General features: G+C 61.0%; 15 protein-coding genes. 12 read left to right on the top strand and 3 right to left on the bottom strand.

Translation table 11 applies throughout. The annotated features are described in order from the left end of the window. Positions 1 to 494 precede the first annotated feature (494 nt). Positions 495 to 1,675 (top strand): IS3 family transposase gene (locus tag GZ092_RS13805; RefSeq protein ID WP_293637214.1). Its coding sequence is split into 2 segments (ribosomal slippage): positions 495 to 753 and positions 753 to 1,675, totalling 1,182 coding nucleotides; the frame shifts between segments, so codons are not numbered across the junction. Between the two features lie 1,419 nt (positions 1,676 to 3,094). On the opposite strand, the gene GZ092_RS13800 is transcribed toward GZ092_RS13805, so the two are convergent. After that, positions 3,095 to 4,222, bottom strand: coding sequence for a ParB/RepB/Spo0J family partition protein (locus tag GZ092_RS13800; protein WP_293637213.1), 1,128 nt, complete (start codon positions 4,220 to 4,222; stop codon positions 3,095 to 3,097). 2 nt (positions 4,223 to 4,224) lie between these two features. Further along, positions 4,225 to 5,400 (bottom strand): AAA family ATPase, encoded by a 1,176-nt coding sequence (locus GZ092_RS13795; RefSeq protein WP_293637212.1) that lies wholly within the window; start codon positions 5,398 to 5,400, stop codon positions 4,225 to 4,227. Positions 5,401 to 5,924: 524 nt separating this feature from the next. On the opposite strand from GZ092_RS13795, the gene GZ092_RS13790 reads away from it, so the two are divergent. Then, positions 5,925 to 7,364 carry a RepB family plasmid replication initiator protein gene (locus GZ092_RS13790; RefSeq protein ID WP_293637211.1) on the top strand — a complete coding sequence of 480 codons (1,440 nt, stop codon included), beginning with the start codon at positions 5,925 to 5,927 and terminating at the stop codon, positions 7,362 to 7,364. A 39-nt stretch (positions 7,365 to 7,403) separates the two neighbouring features. On the opposite strand, the gene GZ092_RS13785 is transcribed toward GZ092_RS13790, so the two are convergent. Then, on the bottom strand, positions 7,404 to 9,257 hold the full coding sequence (locus GZ092_RS13785; RefSeq protein ID WP_293637210.1) for a tyrosine-type recombinase/integrase: 1,854 nt from the start codon (positions 9,255 to 9,257) through the stop codon (positions 7,404 to 7,406). Between the two features lie 739 nt (positions 9,258 to 9,996). Here GZ092_RS13785 and GZ092_RS13780 point away from each other — a divergent pair. The 10 genes from GZ092_RS13780 (at position 9,997) to GZ092_RS13735 (ending at position 21,547) form a co-directional block, all read left to right on the top strand. Further along, positions 9,997 to 10,242, top strand: coding sequence for a hypothetical protein (locus GZ092_RS13780; RefSeq protein ID WP_293637208.1), 246 nt, complete (start codon positions 9,997 to 9,999; stop codon positions 10,240 to 10,242). 86 nt (positions 10,243 to 10,328) lie between these two features. Continuing rightward, positions 10,329 to 12,524, top strand: coding sequence for a phage tail sheath C-terminal domain-containing protein (locus GZ092_RS13775; RefSeq protein WP_293637206.1), 2,196 nt, complete (start codon positions 10,329 to 10,331; stop codon positions 12,522 to 12,524). Positions 12,525 to 12,549: 25 nt separating this feature from the next. Beyond that, a complete protein-coding gene (locus tag GZ092_RS13770; protein WP_293637204.1) occupies positions 12,550 to 13,074 on the top strand; it encodes a phage tail protein in 525 nt (174 codons plus the stop codon). Between the two features lie 15 nt (positions 13,075 to 13,089). After that, a complete protein-coding gene (locus tag GZ092_RS13765; protein WP_293637202.1) occupies positions 13,090 to 13,827 on the top strand; it encodes a hypothetical protein in 738 nt (245 codons plus the stop codon). A 3-nt stretch (positions 13,828 to 13,830) separates the two neighbouring features. Beyond that, positions 13,831 to 14,526, top strand: a complete 696-nt coding sequence (locus GZ092_RS13760; protein ID WP_293637201.1) for a hypothetical protein — start codon at positions 13,831 to 13,833, stop codon at positions 14,524 to 14,526. Continuing rightward, positions 14,523 to 15,854, top strand: a complete 1,332-nt coding sequence (locus GZ092_RS13755; RefSeq protein WP_293637200.1) for a DUF4255 domain-containing protein — start codon at positions 14,523 to 14,525, stop codon at positions 15,852 to 15,854. The genes GZ092_RS13760 and GZ092_RS13755 overlap by 4 nt, the downstream gene beginning before the upstream one ends. Continuing rightward, entirely contained in the window at positions 15,851 to 17,818 is a 1,968-nt protein-coding gene (locus GZ092_RS13750; RefSeq protein ID WP_293637199.1) for an ATP-binding protein, read from the top strand. The genes GZ092_RS13755 and GZ092_RS13750 overlap by 4 nt, the downstream gene beginning before the upstream one ends. Beyond that, positions 17,815 to 18,069 carry a hypothetical protein gene (locus GZ092_RS13745; protein ID WP_293637198.1) on the top strand — a complete coding sequence of 85 codons (255 nt, stop codon included), beginning with the start codon at positions 17,815 to 17,817 and terminating at the stop codon, positions 18,067 to 18,069. The genes GZ092_RS13750 and GZ092_RS13745 overlap by 4 nt, the downstream gene beginning before the upstream one ends. Further along, positions 18,066 to 19,490 (top strand): DUF4157 domain-containing protein, encoded by a 1,425-nt coding sequence (locus GZ092_RS13740; RefSeq protein WP_293637197.1) that lies wholly within the window; start codon positions 18,066 to 18,068, stop codon positions 19,488 to 19,490. The genes GZ092_RS13745 and GZ092_RS13740 overlap by 4 nt, the downstream gene beginning before the upstream one ends. Then, positions 19,487 to 21,547 carry a DUF4157 domain-containing protein gene (locus tag GZ092_RS13735; RefSeq protein ID WP_293637196.1) on the top strand — a complete coding sequence of 687 codons (2,061 nt, stop codon included), beginning with the start codon at positions 19,487 to 19,489 and terminating at the stop codon, positions 21,545 to 21,547. Before GZ092_RS13740 ends, GZ092_RS13735 begins: the two co-directional genes overlap by 4 nt. Positions 21,548 to 21,622 lie beyond the last annotated feature (75 nt).

The following is a 21,622-nucleotide window of genomic DNA, read 5'->3' as shown; positions in this document are numbered from 1 at the left end:
ACTCAACACTGGGCAACTTGTCACCCATTGCTTTCGAGCATCAATCGGCAACCAAAAACCCTATCGAACTGTCCGAAAAGACTTGACCACCACAAGGAACGTTTTTATGTGAAACCTGACAACAGTTATATGTGAACGTTCATTTGCCTAAAACACTACCTGGCTAGAGCATGCAAGCGGTTGATTTCATTGACCTCTGAAAAAATCAGGGTCTGAATCAGGCCAAATGTTTTGGCGTAAAAAGCTACCCGAGGTGTCGCTTGGCCTAAAAGTGTGCAGCAAATGCGCTATTCGCCCTTCCCTTTAGTCTTGCCTTTCGGGTCGACAACTGGTTTTCCCCTGCGCTTGAGAGCAATGCGCACCATCCCATAACTACCTTGGTCCATCCAGGTACCTTTTTAGGCCAAGGATAGGTAGTCTTTTAGGCAAATTGACCTTGCCCCTGAAAAACGTATCCCTTGCTGAGTGATTCAATTCAGACAAGGAAAACGGAAATGACGAAAACATCAAGGGCGCGCTACACGCTTGAATTCAAGCAAGAGGCCGTCAGGCTGGTCGAAGGTGGAAAAACTATAGCTGCGGTGGCCAGAACGCTGGGGGTGGTCGACCAGACGCTGTTCAACTGGGTCAAGGCCCATCGGCAGGGCAAGCTCACGGGAGCGGACAGTAAAGCGCCGGTGAGCGCCGAGCAGATGGAAATCAGCCGGCTCAGGGCCGAGCTGGCGCGCGTGAAGATGGAGCGCGATATCCTGGGAAAAGCGACGGCGTACTTTGCCAGGGGCCACAGTTGAAGTACGCCTTTATCCATCGTCACCGCCATGCCTGGCCTGTCTCGGTGCAATGCCGGGTATTGCAGGTCAGCGTAGCCGGCTACCGCGCGCACCTGGTGCGCCGTGCCAGCAGCGCGCCGCGCCGTCACCTGAGCGACGAGGCGCTGCTAGTGCATATCAAGGCCCTGCACGCCGAGACCCGCAGCGCCTACGGCTGGCCGCGCATCTGGCGCGAGCTGGTAGCGCGCGGCGTGCCGGTGGGCAAGCATCGGTTGCAAAAGCTCATGCAACTGCACGGCATTCGTGCCAAAGGCAAGCGGCGCTTCAAGGTCACGACCGACAGCAATCACAAGTTGCCGGTTTCGCCTAACCTGCTCAACCGCGAGTTCGGCGTGACCGAGCCCGACAAAGCCTGGGTCGGCGACATCACGTACATCGCGACCGATGAGGGCTGGCTTTACCTGGCCGTGGTGATTGACCTGTTCAGCCGCCAGGTGGTGGGCTGGTCGCTGCGGGACGACATGACATCAAACATCGTCATTGACGCGCTGCGCATGGCCTGGTTCAGGCGCCAGCCGGACAAGCAGGCCGGCTTGATGTTTCACAGCGACCGGGGTAGCCAGTACGCCAGCGGCGCCTTCAGGGACGTGCTCAAGGGGTACGGCATCACGAGTTCGATGAGCCGGCGTGGGAACTGCTGGGACAATGCCTGCAGCGAGACACTGTTCGGCTCACTGAAGGTCGAGCGCTTGCACGGCCAACGCTTCGCAACTCGGCGCCACGCCAAGGACGAAACCATCGCGTGGCTGCTCTGGTACAACAAGGCCCGGCTGCATTCAACGCTGGCCTATGTCAGCCCGATGCAATTCGAAAGCGAATGGCTTGCCAGGCAAGCCAACTCATGAGCTCGGCTATGGGATACGCAATCCAGGGGCAAGGTCAGAGTTCGGTCAAAAGTAGGGCCAGATTTAGTTGCAAAGTAGGGTCAAATTTAGTTGTCTGAACGGTGAATGAACGCCGTGTTCAGGTTTTCCTGGCACTGTAACCTAAGATAAGATGCATTATCTCAGGGTGAAATTTCCCGGTCAAAACATGATCCCACGGGCACATCATGAAATAATCCAGGCCTGACAAGCACTTGGCACTCCCCTGTGCCCGTTCGCAATCCCCTGGGATGTTCGCGGGTACAGGGCCGGTGTATGCGCGACCTGCGCCTTGATCCTGGACCACCCGGTCAACTTGGCATGCAATGGCAGCCCCGCCAGCGGCTTTGTGAGTGCGCCCTGCCACTACCCTTGACAGCGGCCCGATCGACCCGCCTGGCGCGTTCTGGTGGGCAGTGTTTTAGTCCTCGCGCCTGGCCAGGCGCGCTACCCTGACCCTGCCAACGCCTTCATGACCTGATGACTGGCGCAGCAACAGCCCATGAACCACCGCCACCTGCTCGCCCTCCTCCTCTTTTTGGCACCCCTTGCCGGGCGCTTGGTGCGCCGCTTCGGGCCCCGCCAAGTCGCCTACCTGCGCACACCACGAAACCGTAGACGCCGCCACGGCCAGTCCGCCTGGCGCGTGGCCGGATTGCGCCCGATCGCGGACAGCACGCGCCCTGCCCTGCAGACATTCACGGAGCAGCACGGGCTGGACGGGATTTTGACAACGAGTTGTCCGCGCGCTGCCAAGAAGCCTGGTCGTGCTCAGCCAGCACCAGCCCGCGCGCCAGCTCGAACGGCTGAGACGGTTAGAAAGCTTGAAAGCCGAAACCCCGCAGCTCAACAAACCGGTCGTGAGTGGGTTCAATGACATCACAAGCGCCATCGGGCAACTCTGCTGCTGCACAAAACGATGCTCCAAGAGAGCGCTTGAGGATGCCTCCGGCGGCTAAGGGGGGACAAGGCACTGGCTACGCTGGAAAACTACCTTCTGGCACGTGGTCTGAACGCCCTGCTAGTTAATACGATGACGCCAATCGGCTACCAAGCGATCTATGAACACACAGGACCTGGCTGGTGCTGGCGACTACGCCCTATTGATCTGGCCCTGTAAAGTCTTCAGAAAAATCGACTACTGAGCTTGGGAGTCGAGCCGTAAAAATTAAGACTTCAGTGGGCTTGAGCAATAGCTGAGTCACACCTTTAGCATCAGGGCGATCGGGTGCGAAGTACCGCTCGACGTGAGTCATATACAGATCGGACACGCGAGCATCCGGACCATCACTGCGATTCTTGGCTGAGTGCCGGTCCAGAGGCGAGTGGTTGAGTTGAAAAAACGTTCATCTGAACGCTAAATCGAGGCGATATTGCCGTAGATAGATTAACTGCGGCAACTCAAGACTGTTGGTCAAAAAACTCCTGGATCAACTTGACCAGCGCTTCACGATTGCTGGAAGTCATAGCTGTTTTAAAACGAACCATCGCCCGGCCTTTACTGTCTGTGGAAAGCGTGGCCATGTTCTTGCCACGATGACCGATTAAAATTTTTCCAGATAACTCGTCCACTTTTGTAACCAGGTTCTCAGATTTTGAAACGGGTTGGTTTTTTTCATCAGAAAATATTGCCGGCTCCAAGGTTAACAACTCAAAAACCTCTTTCGCAGAAAAATTTTTCTCTGAGCCTTTTAAATCTCGAGCCCGATGAGTTACAGCCTCGGGATCTGCAAGCAACCGGTCTGTCAGCGGCTTGGCCCAGCGGTACTGAATCTCCAGCGGTGTGGGAAAGGCATCCACAACACTTGAAGGCAATCTAGCTAGGGCGAGCGCTTTGCCAATTACACCCGTATCGCGACCAACTGCAGACGCCAAACGCGCATTTGAAGGAAACAAACCCCTGTCCAATGCCTTAGCGTACATCATTCCCTGCTCCCAAGGCGAGAGATCGGCGCGCAGCCTGTTTTCTCGATCCATGTCGATAAAAAGTTCTTGCTCCGTTGTCTCCTCGATCAACGCAAGCACTGGAATCCCCAAGTCAAGACAAGCCCGATGGCGTCGATGTCCAAAAACGATCTCATATTCGTAGGGGGGGTTGAACGGTTCAACCCCCCCTTTTTCAGAGAGCTTGGCAAGCCGTTTAGCGTCCTTGCGACGCTCTTGTTCAACCGTTTCAGCCAACAATGGTCGCACCTTAATCGCCTGGACGTTGCCGCCCGCATTTTCAATTTCAGCTCGCAAATTGATAAATTCTTCCGATAAAAAAGAATCTTCATGCCGATTTGCCCATTGTGAGGGCTTGATTTTTCGTGGGTCTAGCAGACGTGCTGGCTTTGCACCTTCATGCTTTTCATACTTTGCTCGTAATGACTCAAGTTCAAGCCGTACCTTGGATTCATCCACTACAAATTGAGCCATTCCGCCGATGGCCGTACGTGGACGGCTCGCATTAGATGTTTGTAGATGCGTTGCACCAATCCCTGCCGGCAATGAGATCGAATCACCCTTTTCAAATAATTTGCGTGCCATGGTCAGTTAAATCCCGATTTTCGATTAGTGGAATCACGAAGCCAAACAGCGTGAACTAGACGCTCGACATAAGCGACCAGACTGTCATAGGCTTCACGTGCTCGCTTGTAGGTACGGGCTGATCCGTCATATCGCGAAATATCGTAAACGGTAGCGAACTCTGCGCTCGATGTCGACGTAACAATAGTCTTTGGAATTTCAACTGGCAGTACCTTGTCACCATAGGTGGAAATGATCCACTTACGGACCATTGCACTTGCTGCATCTGTTTCAACGCGTGATAAAAGCACGCTAATGAAATCGTAGGTCTTGTCCAAACGTCCGCTGCCTGCCAGACTTTCAGACAAGTCCGCAAACAAACTCCAGAACTGCGCGCCAGAAGCAAAGTCAAGCGCATTGGGTGGCAGCGGCATGATAATGCCGTTGCTGGCCATCAACGCATTGACAGTACCGTACGACAGAGCAGGGGCAGTATCAATGATGATGACATCGTAGTCTTCACGCACTTCGTCAATGCCGAGATTTAATACATTCCAAAACTCAAAACCTTCTTCGCGCACTTGCCGTGAAGGGAGCGTGAATTCAATGCTAAAGAGCAATGGTGCTGCCGCTACCAAGTCAATGCCGTCCCAGTAAGTTGGCCGGATCGCGTAGCGAATCGACTCCTCCTCTCCAGAAACGAGTAGTAAGAATGTATCCTTGTCTTCAACGTCCAAGTCAGGAAGCAAACCCGTCAGTGTGGTGAGCGAACCTTGAGGGTCTGCGTCGATCAACAGTATGCGGTGCCCGAGCAAGGATAGACCTTGCGCCAATGCCATGGCTGTGGTGGATTTTCCAACTCCCCCTTTGAAATTCGCAATGCTGATTACAACCGCTTCAGCACCTTCTGGCCGAAGCTTATCGTTGCGTACTTCCCTTACCCAGGTCCGTGCTTCGGCCAAGGTAAATTCTTTCCCACGACGTTCTGGTTTTGACACGCCTTGGGGAAGTTTGCCACTTTCGTCATTTTTCATCCTGTAGGCAAAAGGTCCACGGTCCATTCCACAAAGCGTCGCGACTTCCGTCTGGTTGTATGTGGGACTCAATTTTTTCGCAGTTGGCGCAAGCATAGTTGTCCTGACCGCACTGACCATATCGCTGGCCCTAGCTGCTTGTTGAACGATGTCGTTCATGGTCATGGGCTGCAACAAGTTCTCACTAACAGTTTTCATTTGCTTATCTTTTATGTAAGTACACGCACTATGCGAGTGTGCGTAATTTTCGTTTACGAATTGAATTTGCGCAAACTTTTTCACTAAAAATCCTGATTCCTCTCATGCAAAGGCTTTAACTTGGAGAAATTCAGCGCTAACACAGTCGTTGTTGGGTTTATTAAGTTTATATCCCTTCAATACCTATAAATACATTTGGGAGAGGAAATATTTAATAAAATCAAAGACTTATGGCGGTTTTTGGAGCTTTTTCAGGATGATTTCGAGCTACTTCGGGAGCTCATTGCAGGGGATACAGGGGAATTTCGCGTGTATTCAGGATAAGGGAAGGGTGGATACAGGAAAACGACTCAACCTTCTTACATATGCTGGATGTACTTAAATAGAGCCGTATTGGGATCAGGAAAGCGGAAGAAGGCCTGAATTTTCTTGGTTCACATGAGATGTTTCAGGAAAATTTCACGTGATTTTCTTCATCTATACAGCTAGGCGTGTACCACGACACCGTTAAAATTAACATGAATTTGATGATTCATCTAAAGCAATGCTGCGTTACAGTCGATATCATGAAGTCCATAGACGCTGCCAAAAAGCCGCACATCCGAGATATTGACCTGAAAAAGTCCGTCACGGCGCTGGCTATCACGGCCAAGAGTGAGCGCATCTCTGCCCTAGCTCGCAAAACTTACAATGTCCTACTTCACCTGTCTCAGAATGACAAGGAAGCAGGCCATGACCGCGAAGTCCATACCGCCCCGCTTTCGGACATCGTTCATTTGCTTGAATACGACTCGAACGACTTGAACCTGATCAAAAAGCATTTGAAGTCAATGATCTCAACGGTAGTCGAATGGCAGTCCCCTACGACGGGGGAGGGCATCGATTGGGAAGCTTGCGGTTTGCTGGCGCATTGCAAGATCAGGAAGCAACGCGCCGAGGTCTGGGTTGACTGGTCTTTTGCTGTTAACCTGCGAAGCGAATTGTTGAACCCGACCATCTTTGCTCGTATCAAAATGGAAGTTGTCTCTCAACTACGCACCCACCCAGCACTCTTTTTATATGAACTGGCCTGCCGTTATCAGAACATAGGACGCAGTCCACGCCAGCCTTGGCGCTGGTGGCACGATCCTATGACAGGCCGCATACCAGACGCCAGCAGGCTGGAGAAACTCGAGTATTCTTTTTTCAAACGAGACACTTTGAAGCCTGCAGTCGCCGAGGTCAACGCTGTCTCGCCGTTTGATATTGAGTTGGTGGAACATCGACGTGGTCGTTACATCTCAGAGGTGCAGTTTTTCATAAAAAAGAAGGCGCAGGAAGCCTGTACCTTACGAAAATCGCCTGAAAAAGCCGACCTACAATCCGTTCACATTGCGCGCCAATTAGGTATCCCGGATGAGCGAATCGAGCATATTGTGGAGACCTACGGTAACGAAGCTTTGATCACGGCGTTGCCAGAACTGTCTAGGCGCGTGCAGTCTGCCTATCCAGAGCCGGTGCGAGATCCCACTCGATACTTGGTATCTATCATGCCGGGACATGCTACCCAGGCGACGCGTACCGCAAGCGAAAAAGCTGCCAAGGCTATGCCCACGAGTAGCCAGTCTTTGGCTTCCAAAACTCAACGCCAGCTTGCTTGGCGAAACGCTTGGAGTACCCAGCGGCTTGCCGTCATTGAAGCGGACTTCAAGGCTATGTCCGCTCCCGAGCAAGATGCACTGACCCAACAGGTTATCAATGCCATGGAAGCGGCTGGGCTGCACTCGCAGATCATCAAGCGTCTTAGGAAGGATGGGTGGCAGCACCCTTTAGTCAAGTCCAAGTTCCTCGGGACTTATGCCGAGGCTGCGTTTGGCGCGAACTGGAATCAGCCCAGCGACCAGGAGCTTTTGACGGTGGCTGCGACTTTTGGTGATGCTGGCTTGGCCTGAACGCTATCGTGTATCGGGCTTTATTGCGTTGACCTTAACTCATTTGAACGCCTTGCCCAGTTCATCGAGCCGGCGCCGGATGGGCGCCCGTCCATAGATAGCGGTAGTGGTCTGTATGCTGGCATGGCCCATCTGCGCCTGGATCACGTCGAGCGGTACCTCGCGCGCAATGGCCCGGGTGCCAAAAGTGTGGCGAAACCAGTGCGTGGTGGCCCCGGCGAGCTTGTCCCGCTCGTTCGCTGGCAGGCTGGACGCCCGCACCGCCCGGGTCAGCCAGCCTTTCACATGCTCATACAGCGCCTGGTAGCCTACGCTGGCCATCGGGTCCAGGCTGCTCGCGAGCAGGGGCGCTGCGGGCGGCGCGGTCTGGATGGTGCCCAGCTGGCGGGCTTCGAGGTAGTCCTGCAGCGCCTCCAGCGCCTGACCGGGCACTGCGGCAATCCGGTTTCGCGCGCCCTTGCCGTGCACCTGCATGACCCAGCCCTCGGGCTCCATGCGCAGGTCCCCCAGCCGGGCCTGCAGCAGCTCGGCCGAGCGCAGCCCGACGGCCTCCACAAAGCGCAGGATGAAGCGGATCCGGGCGCGCGAGGCAGAAGGCGCCTGGCCGTCAATGAACCGGAGGACTTCGAGCATGGCCGCCTCGCTGAACGCCTTGGTGTCGAGCATCCTGTGGTTGCGGTCATCGCCGGTTTTCTGGTTCACCAGCAGCCAGGGGTTGGCAGCCAGGTACTGCGCGGATTGAAGCCAGGTGAACAGCGAGGAGATGATGGTGACCGCCTGGCGATGGCTGGTGTGCGACAGGGCTCCGCGAAAGGGCGCCCAGCCGATGGTTCCCGGGGCCGCACGTTCGCGCGAAATCCAGGCGTGCGGAATGTTCTGCAAAAAAGCCATGAAGTCGCTGCAATGGCCCACCGACATTTGCGCCAAGGTGGCGCTCCGGCATTCGTACTGCAGCCACAGCAGCAAGCGCGTCGCTTCGCGCTGGTATGCCTTGGCCGTGGCCACGGAGCCGGCCCGGGCGCGGATCCAGCATTGGACCGCTTCGACATCGTTGCGCGCTGGCAGCAGCGAAGGGGAGGAGGGCGGTCGGCCGGTCAGCGCCGCATCTCCCAAGACAACAGAATCTGCACGGCCGTGGACGGTCTCAAGGACGGCTTCATGGCCAGCGGCATGACCAGGCTGAGCTGAAAAGGTAGGATGGGAAAAAAAACCAGGCGCCGCCCGCAACGCAAACAGCGGCTTGATGGGACGGGCTTGACCCGGCAGTAGCGTGGCCAGGTGGCTGGCAATGCGCCGCGCCTTGGCCTGCCCGATGCCGGGGAGGGTGCGATACCAGCGGCCCCCCGCCGCGATGTGGGCGCGCAGCTCGCCCAGTGAAGTCAGCCCGGCGGTCATCAGCTTGCTTGCTGTGACGTCATCGAACCAGCCCGCCACCAAGTCACTCGCCTGCGGGGTTTCGGCCGCCAGGCCTTCCATGCGGCGCAGCAGCGCGAGCTGGCGTGCGCGCAGGCGCTGGCTGCGCACCGCTTTTCGCTCTGGCGAATAAGCCGCATTGTAGAGTTCGAGTACCTCGGTTTCGGAGAAACCCTCCAGGCCGCGCTGGCCAACGAAATCGTCAAGAAGCGGGCGCCCGGACCCCGCCTGCAGGCGAATGCTCAGGCCGACCAGGCGCCAGGCGGCTTCCCCCCGGCGCCGTGCCACTGCGCGCACCGCATCGACCGCTTGCTGGTGCGCCGTGCGTGCCTCTTGCCCATGCTCGATGCCCAGATAGCGCCGGGCGCAGTCCGCGACGTCAAGGCCTTCGCTGACGGCGCGCAGGTGCGCAAAATGGTGCGGCCCGAGGCGGCGCACAAAACGGTTCAGGGGGACGGCGGATCGGGAAGCGTGGGTCATTCTTCAATCATTTGCGAGACGGGGCAGGGTAGAAAATCGAATCAAGGGGTAAAACTCGCATGAGTGGAGACTCGAAATGGCCGCCCGGCTTGAACTGTTTCCACAACTCGATTCTCGAAGGTAAAAAACGGCTTTTGCGGCAACAGCTCCGGTTGAATTGACAATTATCTTAGGGATATAGCCCAAGCTAATTCCAAGTACCAGATTTCTCTTCGGCTGCGCGATTGGCTACCGTACCAAATCTTGGCGATGGTCTCACTTCGCAGGATCCCTGGGGTCAAAGTCGCCAGCATCTGTGCCACGGCGATCGGCTTGGTCGGCCGCATCAGCCCAGCCACCCCACTTTTTTAAAAGCTCGCCTGTACTGGTGTGCTTCAGTTTGGAAAATCGGTTTGCGTACAGGTTAACAACCAGTGCTGGCCCGGCATGCGGAAGATGTAGAAATAGCACCCACCTGGGTCAGTTTATGCCCACCTGATTTTCGCTTCGCTCTTGAACAGCTGGGCGTCTGCGCAGTAGAAGGTTTCGAGGCGTGTTGAAGTAGACAATTTGCGGTTTGAGGCAAACCGCAGCCTATTTTTAGGGTGGGTCTTTTATGCCCCACCGTTGTTTGGCATTCGTAGTCAAATCGCGCGCCCTGAGAAGCCGGTGAGTTATGTCATCGGGATGGCATGGGCTTTGCTGGATTAAGTGTTAAGAGTCTTTTACATGAGGATCGTTGAACGATCCTAAAAATCAGATGGACGATATTGACCTTGAACGTGCACTTCTTAAATATCTTGCGAGCAATCCGCATGCGGCTGATTCAGCAGAGGGTGTAGCCCGCTGGTGGCTGGACGACCGTGGTGCAGAAGCTACCTTGCCCGAGGTGCAATCGGCCTTGCGGCAACTGGTGGCGCGCAGTGCCTTGCGCGAGGAAAGGCTGGCCGACGGAACGGCGCTGTATTCAAAAAACGGAAGGCAGGCGTCATCGCCACGGGCATGACGGCACCCCGGCAGCAGCAGGCTCGCGCGGCGATGCTGCTGCCTTGACTGGTCTTTTTGCGCGCACCAGCAACTAGGAGCTTCACCATGCCATTGGCCTTGACCTATCCCGGCGTCTATATTGAAGAAGTGCAAAGCGGCGTTCGCACCATCACCGGCGTGGCAACCTCGATCACGGCTTTTATTGGCCGCACCTTGCGTGGACCGGTCAATGAACCGGCCATGGTCAGGAGCTTTGGCGAATTCGAGCGCCTGTTTGGCGGACTGGCGGCAGACCATACCCTGGCCTACGCGGTGCAGGATTTTTTTGGCAACGGGGGCGCGCAGGCCTTGATCGTGCGACTTTACAAGCCCTTCTTTCCTGGCGATGCCGAGCGCGCCACTGCGCTGGCCGCCGCCACGGCCCAGGCGCCAACCGCTGCCAACGCGGTCAGCGCGGCGGCTGCAGCGGCTGCCGGCCTTGCCGGGGCGACAGCCGCATCGGTGGCTGCTGCAGCAAATGGACAGGTCGCCACCGCTGGCACGCCCGGGCAGGCGGCCCGTCTGGCGGCGCAGAAAGTGGCTGACGCGGCGCAAGCCGAATCGGTGAAACCGCCCTACATGACCACCGCGCAGCGGATGGTGATTTCGGGCGGTCCGACCGGCGGCGCCATCAAGCTGAGTTTTGCAGGCAGCGAGACGGCCGATATCTCACTCGCCACGCTGACCGGCGGCACCAGCGAGGCCGACCTCAAGACCGAACTGGAAGGACTGGCAGGCATTGGCGCGGGCAATGTCTCGAGCGTGGCACGAAGCGGTGGCCCGTCCCCGGACTTTTCGTTCCTGATCACCTTCGGCGGAACGCTGGCCGGCCCGCAGCCCCTGATCGTGCTGAGCAGCAACACCCTGAGCGGTGGCGCCAGTCCGACGGCGACGCTCTCCCTGCCGCTGCCCGATGCGACCAGCGTCGCCGCTGCGGCGGCCAGTTCCGTTGCCGCCGCCGTCATTACGGCAGCTGGCGAGGCGGCACCCATCAACCGGGCACGGCTGACTTTCCCCGGCGTGCTGACCCTGGAAGCCGCCACCCCGGGCGCGTGGGGCAATGGGCTGCGGGTCAAGGTGGACCACGACACCCGCCCCAAGGACGAGGATGGCAGCGCAGACCCTACCTTGTACAACCTGACCGTGACTGACAGGGCGACCGGCAAGAGCGAACGCATGCGCAATGTCAGCAGCGCATCCACGGCAACCCGCCTGGTCAGCCGAGTGCTGGCCAGTGAATCGTCGCTGGTCAGGGTGGTGGCCGGCAAGCCCTTGGCCTCCAGGCCGGCGCCCGGGGAAATCGACGTGGACCCGGCAGGCCAGGCGGCCGACAGCCAAGCCTTGCTGGAGGCGGATTTCCAGGGCAGCCCCGGCGACAAGAAGGGGCTGTATGCACTGGACAAGGCGGATTTGTTCAATCTTCTGTGCATTCCGCCCGACACCCGCGAAGGCGACACACCCATCGGGGTTTATCAAAAGGCAATGGCTTATTGCGTCACCCGGCGCGCCATGCTCATTGTCGATTCACCGGCCGCATGGAGCGCCAACCCGGATACGGCCGTCGCCAGCGCGCTGGCCGGCCTGCCCGCCCTCGGGTTGAACGGTTCGGCAGCGCGCAACGCGGCGCTTTTCTTCCCGAGGATCAACCAGTCCGACTTCATGCGTGAGGGGCAGGCCGATACCTTCGTGCCGTGCGGGGCGGTTGCCGGCATCTTTGCGCGCACCGATTCGGCGCGCGGGGTGTGGAAGGCGCCGGCGGGCCTGGACGCGGCCATCAACGGGATTGTCGGTTTGCAGGTCAACCTCAATGATGGCGAAAACGGCGACCTCAATCCGCGCGGAATCAACAGCCTGCGCTCGTTTCCGGTCGCGGGCCAGGTGCTGTGGGGCGCCCGCACGCTGCGCGGGGCGGACAGCATCGGTGACGAGTACAAGTACATCCCGGTCCGGCGTATGGCGCTGTTCCTGGAAGAAACCCTTTACCGGGCGACGCAGTGGGTGGTCTTCGAGCCCAACGACGAGCCGCTGTGGGCGCAGATCAGGCTGAACATCGGCGCGTTTTTGCAGACGCTGTTTCGCCAGGGCGCGTTCCAGGGGCGCACGCCGAAGGAGGCTTATTTCGTCAAGTGCGACCGCGAAACCACCACGCAGGCCGACATCAACCTGGGCGTCGTCAACATCCTGATCGGTTTCGCGCCGCTCAAGCCGGCCGAGTTCGTGGTGGTCAAGCTCCAGCAGATCGCCGGCGACATTCCCACCTGATTGAACCTCTTTCCGGAGAAGCACCATGGCCCAGTTTTCTGTCAACGCGCAACGCTTCGATCCGTACAAGAACTTCAAGTTCAGGGTGAAATGGGACGGCCGCTATGTCGCCGGCATCAGCAAGGTGTCGGCGCTCAAGCGCAGCACCGAGGTGGTCGAGCACCGCGAAGGCGGCGACCCGTCCACCGGACGCAAGTCGCCGGGGCGCTCGAAGTTCGAGGCCATCACGCTGGAGCGCGGCGTGACGCACGACACCGAGTTCGAAAAGTGGTCCAACAAGGTCTGGAACTTCGGCTCCGGCCTGGGCGCCGAGGTGTCGCTGAAGGACTTTCGCAAGGACCTGATCATCGAGGTGTACAACGAGGCTGGCCAGTTGGCGCTGGCCTACAAGGTGTACCGCTGCTGGGTGTCCGAATTCCAGTCGCTGCCCGACCTGGACGCCAATGCCAACGCGGTGGCGATCCAGCACATCAAGCTGGAAAACGAGGGCTGGGAGCGCGACTACGAAGTGGCCGAGCCCGCCGAGCCGAGCTTTAGCGAGCCAGCCTGACCCCCGAAAGCCCGCATGCCCGCCCGTAACGACACCGAAGCCCTCCTGGCCCTGTGGGAAGCCGTGCTAAAGCAGCCCGCCGAGGCGCGCGCTGAAGCCCTGCTGCGGGCTTGGCCTGACAGCGGTGAGCCAGCGCCCACCCTGGGCGAGCGCAACGCCAGGCTGATCGAGTTGCATGCGTGCCTGTTCGGGCGCGAGATCGAGCTGCTGAGCCATTGTCCAGCGTGCCAGGCGGTGGCGCAATTCAGCGCCGACTGCCAGGCGCTGAGCGCTCGAATGCGGCCGGGACTGGCAACCGCGCCGCCGCATCGCCTGCAAGCGCACGGGCACACGGTTGAATTTCGCCTGCCCGGCAGCGCCGACATCGCGCAGGCGTGCGCCCCTCAAGGCGAACACAATTTCATGCAACGCCTGCTGGGCTGCTGCGTGCTGGCCTGTACCCATGAAGGCCAAAGCATTGCGCTCGCCCGGTTGCCCGAGTCCGTGCTCGATGCGCTGTCGCAAGAGATGGAAGCGCTGGACCCTGGTGCCAGCGTGTCGTTCGCGCTCGACTGCCCGCAGTGCGCGGCGCGCTGGCAGGCGCCGCTCGATGTGGGCGAGATGCTCTGGCGCAAGGTCAGGGCGGCGGCCGAACGAGTGCTGCTCGACATCGACGCGCTGGCGCGCGCCTACGGCTGGACCGAGCGCGAGGTGCTGCGCCTGTCGCCGCTGCGGCGCGCGGCGTACTTGCAAATGGTGACGGCGGGAGGATGAGCCATGATGGACTTCCTGCGCCGACTGGCCCCCGCCCGCGAAACCGATGCCGCGCGCGCGCTGGCGGTGCTGCCTTCGCGCTTTTCGGGTCTGCATCCGCTGCAGGAAAACATGGACGAGGCGCGCTCAGCCCGGCGCCCGGCCAGCGACGAGGCTTCGCCGTGGTCACCGCCAGGCTGGGCGCCCGTGGCAAGCCCGATGGCGGTGCAACGCCATGCGGTCGCACCTGTTCAACCGGGGCAAGCCATCCCGGTCGCACTGGCCAGCGAATCGCGGCGAAGCGAGCGCGAACAGGCCATGTCGCTAGCCGCTGTGCCAGCCAAAGCACCGGGCGCGCCTGAGCCGCCGCCTTCTCGCGCCGTTCAGGACCGGGCTGGCGACAACGCGGGGCGCGCCAGGCCCGTCAGCACCCAGGCCACGAGTCCGGCGGCTGAGGTGATGCCGGCTGTGCCAGTGCTTCAGGAAGCGGGCGCGCCGCCAGCCCAGGCGCAGGAGGCCTGGCCCCTCTCGGATGCCAGCCTGGCGCAGCGCGTCCCCATACCGCACGACAACGGACCGGTGGTCCATGTCACGATCGGCCGCATCGAGGTGGTCGCCCACACCGCTGCAGCGCCTGCGCCAGCGCGCGGTCCGGTGCCGCGCCAGCCCTCGGTGACGCTGGCCGACTACCTGCACGGAAGCCAGGGGGGCCGGCCATGAGCAACGCGCTGGCGATTGCCGGGGTGTCGGCGGTGCTGAAGGATTTGCTCGACTCCGGGCTGATCGACCACCAGGTCACGGACGCGCTGGGCGCGGGGGTGCTGGTGTCGTCGCTGGCGCCAGATATGGTGCCGATCAGCGGCGACGGGGCCGTGCCGAGGCTCAACCTTTTTTTGCACCAGGTCACTCCCAACGCGGCCTGGCGCAATGTCGAGCTGCCTTCGGCCAACGCCAGTGGGCGCCGCATTCGCAACCCGCCGCTGGCGCTGGACCTGCATTATTTGCTCACGGCCTACGGCATCGCCGAGCTGCAGGCGGAGGTGCTGCTGGGCTATGGCATGCAGCTGCTGCACGACAACCCGGTGCTCTCGCGCGCGGCGATCCGCGCCGCGCTAAACCCGTCGCCCGTCAGCGGCGCGCTGCTGCCCACGGTGTACCAGGCGCTGCGCAGCGCAGACCTGGCGGAACAGGTCGAGCTGCTGAAAATCACGCCCACGGCGATGAATGCCGAGGAAATGTCTCGCCTGTGGTCGGCGCTGACGGCCCACTACCGCCCGACCGCCGCCTTTCAGGTGTCTGTGGTGCTGATCGAGTCGCAGGCAGCCGCCGTGTCGCCGCTGCCGGTGCTCACGCGCGGCCAGCGCATCCCGCCGCTCATCCCCGGGGAGCCGGAGCGTGAAGAGGGCGTGGTCGTCACGCCCGGACTGGTGCCGCCCTACCCGACGCTGGAGTCGGTGAATGTGGCGGCGCACGAGACGCCCTCGACGCTGCAGGTCGGAGACCTGGCCACCGTGCGCGGACATCACCTTGCGGGAACCAGCCGCTTCCTGGTGCTGCGCAATGATGTGTTTAGGCTCGCGCATGAAATTGCGCTGCCCGACGGCAGCGATGACACTGTGCTCAATTTCACGGCCAGCCTGCCAGCCAGCCTGCCAGCGGGCCTGTACCGCCTAGAACTGCGCGTGCTGCGTCCCGGCGAAGCCGCGCCGCGCACCAGCAACCCGCTGCCGGTGGCTCTGGCACCGGTCATCACTTTCCCTCCGGTGGCGATGACACGCAGCGCGGGCAATACGCTGAGCTTGCGCATCGGCTTCCAGCCCGAAGTGCGCGTGGGCCAGAAGGTTGCGCTGCTGATGGACACGCGCGAGGCGCCGGCGCAGCCGTTCAACGCCAGCACTGGGGCGCTGGACTTCAATTTTGCCGACGCGCCGCCCGCCGGTGCCACGCCGCTGCTGCGGCTCAAGGTCGATGGCATCGAAAGCATCGCCATCGACCGCGGCGCGCGGCCGCCGGTCTTTTTCAGCCACCGCATCAAGCTGCCCGTATGACCACGCCCGCCGCCCTTTCCTGGACAGACGCCAACCAGCAGCTGATGGCGGCCGAGCTGGGCCGCCTCCGGCAGCGGCTGGGCGCGTCCGATGACGCCGAGGCCCTGGCTTCGACGCTCGACGCGGCCCGCGCCGCCATGCCGGCCCCGGCCGCCATCGACCATCTGGCGGACAGCTTTGGCCTGAGCGCCTTCGAGCGCGACGTGCTGCTGTTGTGCGCCGGGGTGGAGATGGATGCGCAACTCGCCGCGCAATGCGAAACGGCCTACGGCGAGCCGCGCCGGCAGGGCGCCAGCTTTGGCCTGGCGCTGGCGGCTCTGGCGTCGCCGCACTGGAGCGCACTGGCGCCGGTCGGACCGCTGCGGCGCTGGCGGCTGCTGGAGGTCGATGAATCGGCTGGACTGGCGCGCGCGCGGCTGCGCATCGACGAGCGCATCCTGCACTACCTGGCAGGTGTGAACTACCTCGACCTTCGCCTGCACAGCCTGCTGCGCGAAGCCGCGCCGCCGGCCGTCATGGGCGAGGCGCACCGCGCGGTCTGCGGCGCCATCGCGGATGCCTTGGCACTTGAAGACACCAGCGACGCTCCGCTGCTGTGGCTGCTGGGCGACGATCCGCCCGGGCAGGCCGATGTGGCCGCAGAGGTCGCGGCCATGCTGGGCCTGGGCCTGCGGGTGCTGCGTGCGGACGACGTGCCGGCTGGCCACGCCGAGATCGACGCGCTGGCCACGCTCTGGCAGCGCGAAGCCCTGCTGCTGGGCAGCGCCCTGCTGCTGCGCTGCGGCGCCGACGCCCTGCCCGATGCCGCCCTGCGGCTCGTCGAATCGCTGCGCGGCCTGGTGTTCGTCGGCGCGCGCCAGCCGCAGCCCCTCGAACGCGCCAGCCTGCGCTTTGCGGTGGACAAGCCCGGCGCGCTCGAACAGAAACGGCTGTGGCGGCAGGCACTGGGCCTTGGAGCAGACCGGTCCGACGGCGCGCTGGACGGCCAACTCGACGCCAGCCTCGACGCTGCCCTCGACCTGGTGGCCGGCCAGTTCAGGCTGAGCGCCCGCACCATCGAGGCCGAAGGCGAGCGCCTGGCGCCGCTCCTGGTCGCCAGCGAACAGCCCGCCAGCGTCATGCGCTCGGCCTGCCGCAACCTGGGCCACGCGCGGCTCGATGAACTGGCGCAGCGCATCGACGCCGCCGCAGGCTGGGACGACCTCGTCCTGCCCGAGGTGCAGCAGGCCACGCTGCGCGAGATCGCGGCCCATGTGCGCAACCGGCTCAAGGTTTACCTCGACTGGGGTTTTGCCGACAAGGGCATGCGCGGGCTGGGCATCAGCGCGCTGTTTGCTGGCGAGAGTGGCACTGGGAAGACGCTGGCAGCCGAGGTGCTGGCGCGCGAGCTGCAGCTTGACCTCTACCGCATCGACCTGTCTGCGGTGGTCAGCAAGTACATCGGGGAAACCGAAAAGAACCTGCGCCGCGTCTTCGATGCCGCCGAGGACAGCGGCGCCATTTTGCTGTTCGACGAGGCCGACGCGCTGTTCGGCAAGCGCAGCGAAGTGAAGGACAGCCACGACCGCTACGCCAACATCGAGGTCAGCTACCTGCTGCAGCGCATGGAGTCGTACCGGGGCTTGGCCATTTTGACGACCAACCTGAAGTCTGCGCTCGACGCTGCCTTTCAGCGCCGCCTGCGCTTTGTGGTGCAATTTCAGTTTCCGGACCAGGCGCTGCGCGAGGCGATCTGGCGCGGCGCCTTTCCGGCGAGCATGCCTCAGGGCGCCATAGACAACGCCAAACTGGCGCGTTTGAGCGTGACCGGCGGCAGCATCCGCAACATCGCCCTGAACGCCGCGTTCCGCGCGGCCGAGCTGCAGGCGCCGGTCTCGATGGCGCACCTGCTGCACGCGGCGCACCAGGAAGCCAGCAAGCGCGAGCGCCCCTTGAGCGACGCCGAGACACGGGGGTGGGCATGACGCGCGTGATCGTTCACATCGACTGCCTGGTGCTTAGGGGCTTCCGGCCCGAGGACCGGCATGCCGTCGGGCAGGGGCTGCAGGCGGAGCTGGAGCGGGTGTTGTCCGGACGCGATGCGGCTTCGCGCTTGCGCGGCATGGGCGATGTACCCCGGATGCAAGTGAGCGGCGTCCCGGCTGAAAAAGGTGCAAGTCCGCAGCGCGTCGGCGAGGGCGTGGCGCAGGGGATCGGCCGGGAGATCAGTCCATGAACACCGCCGCACCGCTGCAGCGCCTGGCCGCCAGGCCCAAGCCGCCGGGTCATCCAGGCCACGCCGGCTTGCTGCTGCAGCGAAAATGCGCATGCGGCTCGCCAACGGCGTCGCTGACCGGCGAATGCGCCGGGTGCAAAGGAAAAAAGCGCCTGCAGACCAAGCTCGCCATCGGCGCCAGCCATGACCCGCTGGAACGGGAAGCGGACCAGGTGGCCGATCAGGTGCTGGCGGCTCCGAATCATTCCGCCTTTAGCCTCGCGCCGCCGCAGATCCAACGCTTCACCGGGGAAGCTGCCGGACAGGCGGCGGCTCAAGCGCCGGCCAGCGTGGACCGCGTCCTCTCCAGCGCGGGCAGACCGCTGGAGCCCGCGCTCAGGCAGGACATGGAGCAGCGCTTCAGCCACGATTTTTCGAGGGTGCGAGTGCATACCGACAGAGCCGCAGAGCAATCCGCGTATGACGTGAACGCCCATGCTTATACGGTGGGGCACGACGTAGTGTTTGGTGCGGGGCGGTTTGCGCCGAGGACGCATGAGGGGCGTCGTTTGCTTGCGCATGAATTGACGCATGTGGTGCAGCAGTCGGGCACTGGTGCCACGGTGCTGCGGCGCTTTCTGAGCACGGAGCCTGCCGGGGGATGTGGCATCTGCTACGGTACGCCAGCAAATGCGGGCAAGGCAGCGCACGCGTTGATCCAGATGGAATTTGAAACGCTCTATCCGCTGGGCCTGGTCGAGCTTGGCCTGCACAGCGCTGACGACGAAAACGGTCGTCTCGACCTGGCCATTGCGGTGCCGGGAGGGTTCGAGATCGGCGAGATCAAGCCGGCAAATGCGCAGGGCTATGAGGACGGCATATTACAGATCGGTAAATACCTTGGGATGATTTCTTCGCAGTATCCGGGCTCGGTGGTCAAACCGCTGACCAAGCTGCTGCCGCCAGCCATTTTCCCGACGCTCTCCCCAGACTGCCCGGTGCAAGCGCTATTTGTCAATCCACCGGTGGGCGGCGTTTACGGCTATCACTGCCATCCAAGCTTCGCCAGCCTTAAGCAGAGCGGTTGCGGCTGCCCGATTCCGCGCAAACGGCAGGAACAGGAAGAAACCGAGAAGGAACCCAGCAAGAAGAAAGAGGAAAAGAAAGAGCAGGCGCCAGCGCCGCAAGCGGCACCGCAGCCTTCGCAAGTCCGATTGATACTCAACTTTGTCAAAACGCTCATCGAAGACAAAATTGTTGACTATGACGCCGCCGCCCGTGATTTTTTTGCCAAGCATCCCGAAGTTGCCGCCTTCGTCCTCGCGGCTGGAATCGTTGCAGTGCTCGCACTGGTCGCCGACGACTTCGTAGGCGGTTTTGCCGATGACGTCGCGATCCCGCCTATCTTGCTGGCCCTCTGGCGCGCCGCGCAAGCTCTATGACTAAGAACCTGCAGACTGCCCGGCCAGCGTCGCAAGCGAGCAAACCGCGCGCTGATTTTCTATTGCAGCGCAAATGCGTCTGCGGCGCATCGGGCGCATCGCTCAGCGGTGCATGCGCGCAATGCCAAGGTCTGAAACTCATGCCGTACCGCCTGGCCATCGGCGCAAGCAACGGCCCCCTCGAAAAGGAAGCGGACCACGTGGCCGACCAAGTGCTGGCCGCGCCGGCGAATGCGGCCGTCAGCGCTGCTGCGCCGCATATCCAGCGCTTCGCCGGGCAGGCGGGCGAGCCTGTTGCCGCGATGCCCGCCAGCGTGAACCGAGTACTTGCTGGGCCAGGCAGACCGTTGGAGTCGGCGCTAAGGCACGATATGGAGCAACGTTTTGGCCACGATTTTTCACGGGTACGGGTGCATTCCGATGCGACCGCCGAGCAATCGGCCCTGGATGTCAATGCCAATGCCTACACCGTCAGTAATGACATCGTGTTTGGGGCGAACCGATTCGCACCCGAATCGAACGAGGGGCGGCACCTGCTCGCCCATGAGTTGGCACATGTGGTGCAACAGTCAGGGTCAACGAGCAGCATAGCGCGGATGCAGCGTCAGCCCCGCGGCAGCGCCGCTGGGTGTGGCATCTGTATGAACGATCCTGGCGGCAGGGCCGCCGGTAACATTTCGCACGCTGAAGTCCAGAGTGCATTCATTGCGATGAATCCCGACATGGTCGCTGAGCGTCCCGTACCAGGTATACCCAACTCAGGAATCGATCTTTCCTACGAAAAACGCCGGAGTGGACAGCACGCACTGTTCATTGGGGAAATCAAGCCGCTTGACGATGCTGGACGGCAGGCGGACATCGGACGCACTCAACTGAGGGACTACGCACGCGAAATGCTGCTGAGTGGTGAATACGACGAAATATTCAGGATGCCGGATACGTCGCCGCCCGGACCACTGTATTTCCATAATCCTTTGAATCCGCCGGGTTGTCCGCAGCAAACAATCATGGTGCAGATCACCGAGCCGGGTTTGTACCAATACTATTGCGAGCCGCCATTCTCACAACTGGTCCGCAACTCGTCTTGCCGGTGTCGTCGCCCTGATGATGAGCAGCCTCCCGTGCCGCCAATTTATGTGCGACCAGGTGATCAGCCTTCTGACACGCAGGACAAGGGCAAGGGCGACGGTGAAGGAAAGAGCGATGGCGAACTGGACAAAGGAAAAGATCAGCCCGATAAGGGCAAAGATAAGCCAAACAGAGGCAACCGCAAACCCAGCCGTGATCAGCCGCAACAGCCCACCTTCATGATGCCGAGTTGGGTTCCCGGGGCAGCGATATTGGCCATTCTTGGTGCCATCGTCGCCTGGGGCTCGCGCACACTGCCCGGGAAGATCGCAGCGATGCTCGGAACGCTGCTCGGAAGATTGGCGCTTGCGCTTGGCTTGAGTCTGGGATTCTTTGGAGGCACGGGTACTGCGACTGCAGGTGGCTCTAAAGACGGCGCCCGAGGCGGACCACCAAAAGGAAACGGAAGCAAGGTTTCAGGAAAGGACACGGTCATGGTTCCACGAGACCCGGTGATCGTTCCGCGCCCGGACAAGACCCAGCCACTGGCAGGCACGGTTGACGTGCCGGCGCGCATTCCAACGTCAAAGACGCCGCTGGACAAAGGTGGCCCTGCAGTGAAGGTACCAAAGAAAGGACAACATATCAGGTTGGCGCTGATTGAGGGGTTGAACCTGGGCAAGCTCACAACCGGGAAACTGACGATGGTTGAAATTGATCCAGGCGGCCCGAATGAGAAGGTCGTGCTGATGAAAGCGAAGAGCGTCAACGCGAAGGGAAGCAATGTCACGGCGGAGTTTGAATCCATCCTGTTCGAGTGCAGCCAGAAGGGCAAAAATTGTGACTCGGGTGGGAACATTTACATCGTCACGCACCCGTATCGAGGTGGCGACACAAATCCGTTGATCGCCCATTCCATCAAGGAATTTGGAAATACGCAGGGCATGGATCAAACGCTCGAAGCTGTCGAGCAGCTTCTCCGCCAATGATTTCAGTCTGGCCTGACGCTATGAAAGCGTAGAGAAGCAGACTGCGGTTTCATTGTTTTGTATAAGGGGGAGCAG

It is taken from the genome of Polaromonas sp. (genome assembly GCF_010365105.1).
Classification (GTDB): domain Bacteria; phylum Pseudomonadota; class Gammaproteobacteria; order Burkholderiales; family Burkholderiaceae_C; genus Polaromonas.
This window is presented reverse-complemented; position numbering and strand designations above follow the sequence as displayed.